General features: G+C 63.9%; 2 protein-coding genes. Both read right to left on the bottom strand.

All coding sequences use genetic code 11. The annotated features are described in order from the left end of the window. Positions 1-101 precede the first annotated feature (101 nt). Positions 102-1,799: a diguanylate cyclase gene (locus GY769_20370; GenBank protein ID MCP4204278.1), complete on the bottom strand. Its 1,698-nt coding sequence runs from the start codon at positions 1,797-1,799 to the stop codon at positions 102-104. Positions 1,800-1,885: 86 nt separating this feature from the next. After that, on the bottom strand, positions 1,886-4,144 hold a 2,259-nt coding region (locus tag GY769_20365), incomplete at its 5' end, for a hypothetical protein (GenBank protein ID MCP4204277.1).

Below are 4,144 nucleotides of genomic sequence, written 5' to 3'. Positions count from 1 at the left end.
CCTGGTGCTGTACTTCGCGGGTGAGCTGGATCGCACCGACCCGGACAAGGCGGGTGCCCTGCTGGCGGACGTCGAGCACCTCTTCACCGTTCACTCCGGAGCTACACCCGCCCCGTAGCCGCTCCAGCGGTCTGGGACTCGGCCAGAACGACCCGATTCCTCCCCTGCCGCCGCGCACTGTCGAGCGCATCCAGCGCCGCTTGCCGAAGGGCCGAGCAGTCTTCGTACCCGGGCAAGGCCGCCACACCACAGCTGAACGTAGGAAAGTAGGCGGCATTGTGCGAGTACTCGCGGATCTCCGCGTACAGGCCGCGGATCCCATCGAGGACCTTGACCGCGTTCTGGCCGCTGGTTGCCGGCATCACGACCGCGATCTCGTCACCGCCATAGCGGCTGAGCACGTCGCTCCGCCTCAGCCGCTGCTTCAGCAATCCCGCCAGGTTCGTCAGCGCAGAATCGCCGCTCAGGTGCCCGTAGGTCTCGTTGATGGCGTGCAGATGGTCTATGTCGATCACGGCGAACGCCAACTGGCTGTTGGCGGCGAGGGCCCGGTCCACCTCCAGCACGAGCCTGGCCAGGAAACTGGTATGGCTGAGCAATCCGGTGAGACTGTCGGTGGAGACGAAGCGTTTCAAGGCGCGGGCCCGCTGCACGTGGTTGCTCACCGACGAGATGAGCACGTCCGAGGAGACCGGTGTCACCAGAACGTCGTCGGCCTCGACCCGCATCGCCTCGACCTGCTCGCCCAGGCCGCTCTCGGCCGACAACAGGATGATCGGTATCTCCATGTAGGCGTCCTGCTGGCGGATGACGGCCGCCAGCTGAAAACCGCTGATCCCGGCCAGCGACAGACTGATCATGATCAGATCGGGCCTGGCTTCCACCAACGATTCCCAGAGCTTCATCGGGTCCTGCACCAAAGTGGTGGTCATGCCCGCGCCCTGCAGAGTGAGCGAGTGCTCGAGGCTCGCCGAGTAGTCCTCCTCGACGATAAGAACCCGATAGGGCTCCGACAACGGACCCTGGAGCTGGACCTCGAGCTTGTCGATCAACTTGCGAGCTTCGAGCGGCTTGACCAGATACGCGTCGCCGCCGGAGCGCACCGCCTCGAGCCGGGACTCGAAGTCGGTGCGCGAGGCGAGAACGAACACGGGGACCGGGCCGTCCCGCTTTTGCCGGAGCGCGTTCACCCAGGCGGCGTCCACCATGCGCTCCTCGAAGGGCTCGGCATCCAAAACGATGGCGGCGGGTCGCGACTGATCCAAGTGCCGCTCGAGCTCTTCGAGATCGGGGACCCTGCGCACCAGAAAACCGAAGCAGCCGAGCTCGAAGCCCAGGTCGGCCGCGAGTTGACCATCGCCGCTGATCAGGAAAATCACCCGGCTGGCCCTCTCGTGGGCGATGGCCAGGTCCAGGGTCGAGGAATCCAGGATCTCTACCTCGCCGGCACCGGCAAACTCGAGGCATGCCTGTTTGAGGTCCATCACCCCCTGCTCGATCCTCGCTGCCTGCTCGGGAGTGAGCGCCTCAGGCCTGACGATAACGCCCTTCAGGAGAAGCTCCAGTCGTCGCGCGGCGTCCCCCAGCGAGGCAAAGCCGAAGCTGCCGCTCGAGCTCGCCAGGCTGCGGATCTTCAACTGCAGAGACTGGAGCGCGGCCGCGGGCCTCTCCTCCTCGAGCAAGCTGTGCCAGTCCTTGCCAATCTGCTTGATCCGATTCGGAAGCTGTTCGGCGAAGGCTTCCTGAAGCACCCGCAGGCGCTGGCGAGTCTTCGTGTCGCCGTTCTCACGCTCCGCCATGGTTCAACCTGGGCAACTCGACCACGCTCTATCGTAGGCCGAACCGGTCCGGATCCACAACCAGGATGGTGCCAGGCCGCTGCTCGCTACTTCGGCGGGCAGATCTCCGGCACCTCAGTCAGGGGTGAGGTGCGCAGCAGGCGGTGGTGCCCCAGTTCGTCGCTCACGGGGCTCGCGGTGTCGAAGGGAACCGCGCTCATGGACAGCGTCGATGCGGCGAAGCCTCCCGTGAAGTCCTGCGGATTGTCTTCGCCGACGGGGCTGCCGACCAAGCCACCGGCGGCCGCCGCAACCCGCGGTTTGTCGAGGCGAGAGATGTGCTCGCGGAAGTTTCTGATCTGGGGCAGGTTCTCGACGACCAGCACACTGAGTGGAGAGTCCAGCGGCAGGCCGAGGTTTGCCAGGAGCTGGAGGACTTCGTTCTGGCTCCACACGACGGTTCCGTACTTGGTCGCGTCTTTGTTCGTGATGCTGAAGTCGGCCAGCTTCAGGACGTTGATCGCGTTGGCCGCGTTGATCTCGTACTTGAAGTTCTCGAATGCGATGGAACTGAGTACCTTCAGCTGGTCGTCGGAGTATTTCTCCAGGACATCGACGTCTTTCTCCGTCTCGACCTGCAGGCGCCAGTCGAGCCGGCGATCGTCGAGCAGGATGTTCCGGAAAGCCTTCTTGTCCGCCTGCCTGACCTGGGCATAGAGCAACGCCCAAAGCTCGGTACGGGGCGGATCGGCCGTGACGTTCTTGCCGCCGTGGACGGCGACCGCGTAGGGGGCTGAGACCCACAGTTTCTCGTCGTCCCGATTGGGCATGCAGGTGAGGGTCGGAGCCGGATGCTGGAGGCCGGTGGCGCGCAGGGGGCGGCCGTAGCGGCCCTGGGCGGTGGTCCAGACCATGTCCTCGGAATCGGGATCCCGAAAGTGGCCGAGGCGAAACTCGTAGGTGAAGAACCCGAACATCTCGTCGGCTTCGGCGTGCAGGCCCGGAGGCAAGGGCAGAAGATAGTGACGATCGCTCGAGGTGCTCTTTTCCATGCGTTGCATGGCCCGGAGGCCCACCAGGTCATTGGTAGCGCCTTCGGTGACCACTCGAATGTATTCGGGGTCAATGGGCAGTACCGGCTCTTCGGGGGCGCGCAGCAACTCGGGGTCGTTGTTGCTCAAGAGCTGGTCCGGCGCCGTCGCCAGGACCCGGGCAAAGAAGGCGTCCTGCCCGTCTTGCACCGGTTCTTCGAACTCGATCCACAGGTGACGCTTGCGGATCTCACTCGCGGAGTACTCTTCATTGTGAACGTAGGGCGAGAGGGCGATCCCCGCCGAAACGATTCTCGGCACCTGCGCGGGTGGCGTCGTGATCGGTAGCCGCAGGTTCAGGACCTTCTCCGGATCCTCTTGCTGAGCATGATCGTCTTTGAAGTCGACTTCGAGCGTGTACTCGAGCTCGATGGTGTCGGGAAACTCCGGCTTCGTGGGGTCGTTCGGATCCACTTTCTTGGGCTCGACCGCATCGATGAAGACGATGCGAGAGGCGTGGCGCTCGGGATCGTGGAGAGCCTCGAAGGAGGCGGTGCGCACCATTTCGACATCGCCGGCCACCACTTTGTCTTCCACCGGGTGATTGTCATGAGAGAACTTCTTCGTGCGCTTGATGACGAAACTGCGATTCTCCAGGGCATCCCACATCCAGTCGCGGTCGATCTCGAAGCTGATGCAGCAGAGCCAGTGGTTGATCAGGTCGCCCTTGGAGGCGAAGGTGAGCGAAGACCCGTCGGGGGCGAGAGTGTGCCGTATGCGGCTGGAACAGCCGAAGACGACCCGCTCGCCCTTCTCGGCGCTCAAGGTCAGCTTGCTGGCGGCGACCTCGAGCTGGTCGGCGAGCTGCTGCACGTTGTCGCGCTGAGTGGAGTTCTTCTTGCCCAGGAGCAGAGTCTTGAGCTTGCCGTCCACGGCGGTCACCACATCCGGCTGCATGAAGATGCCCTGGACCGTGGGAACGCCGGCCTTCTTGACGAGCAGGTTGGTTTCGTCCGTCGAGGGGGCGTAGGCCATGACTTGGAAGGTCTCGCCGAAGCGGTTGTCCAGAAGCTTGTTACCCACATCGATGACGCCGTAGTAGTGGGCGTTGTTGTCCTTGTCCTCGCACACCGCGCGGATCGCCAGGCGCGCCGTACGGCCAGTTGGCAGAACCAGCTCGGTCAGGTCATCGATGTCATCCGGCAGGTTGAGATCATTGACCAGATCGACCTCGTCGCCGGTGTGGAGCACCTTGACGTCGCGATACTCGATGGGGACGTTAAGCACCGCCTCGTAGTCGTCGTCGCCGTTGATCGCGGGGAAGGCCCGGGTCGT

Source organism: bacterium (assembly GCA_024224155.1).
Classification (GTDB): Bacteria; Acidobacteriota; Thermoanaerobaculia; order Multivoradales; family JAHEKO01; genus CALZIK01.
This window is presented reverse-complemented; position numbering and strand designations above follow the sequence as displayed.

What these genes read in the sequence shown, in the direction of transcription:
- GY769_20370 (MCP4204278.1), bottom strand. Translation starts at nt 1,799, where the DNA reads ATGGCGGAGCGTGAGAACGGCGACACGAAGACTCGCCAGCGCCTGCGG.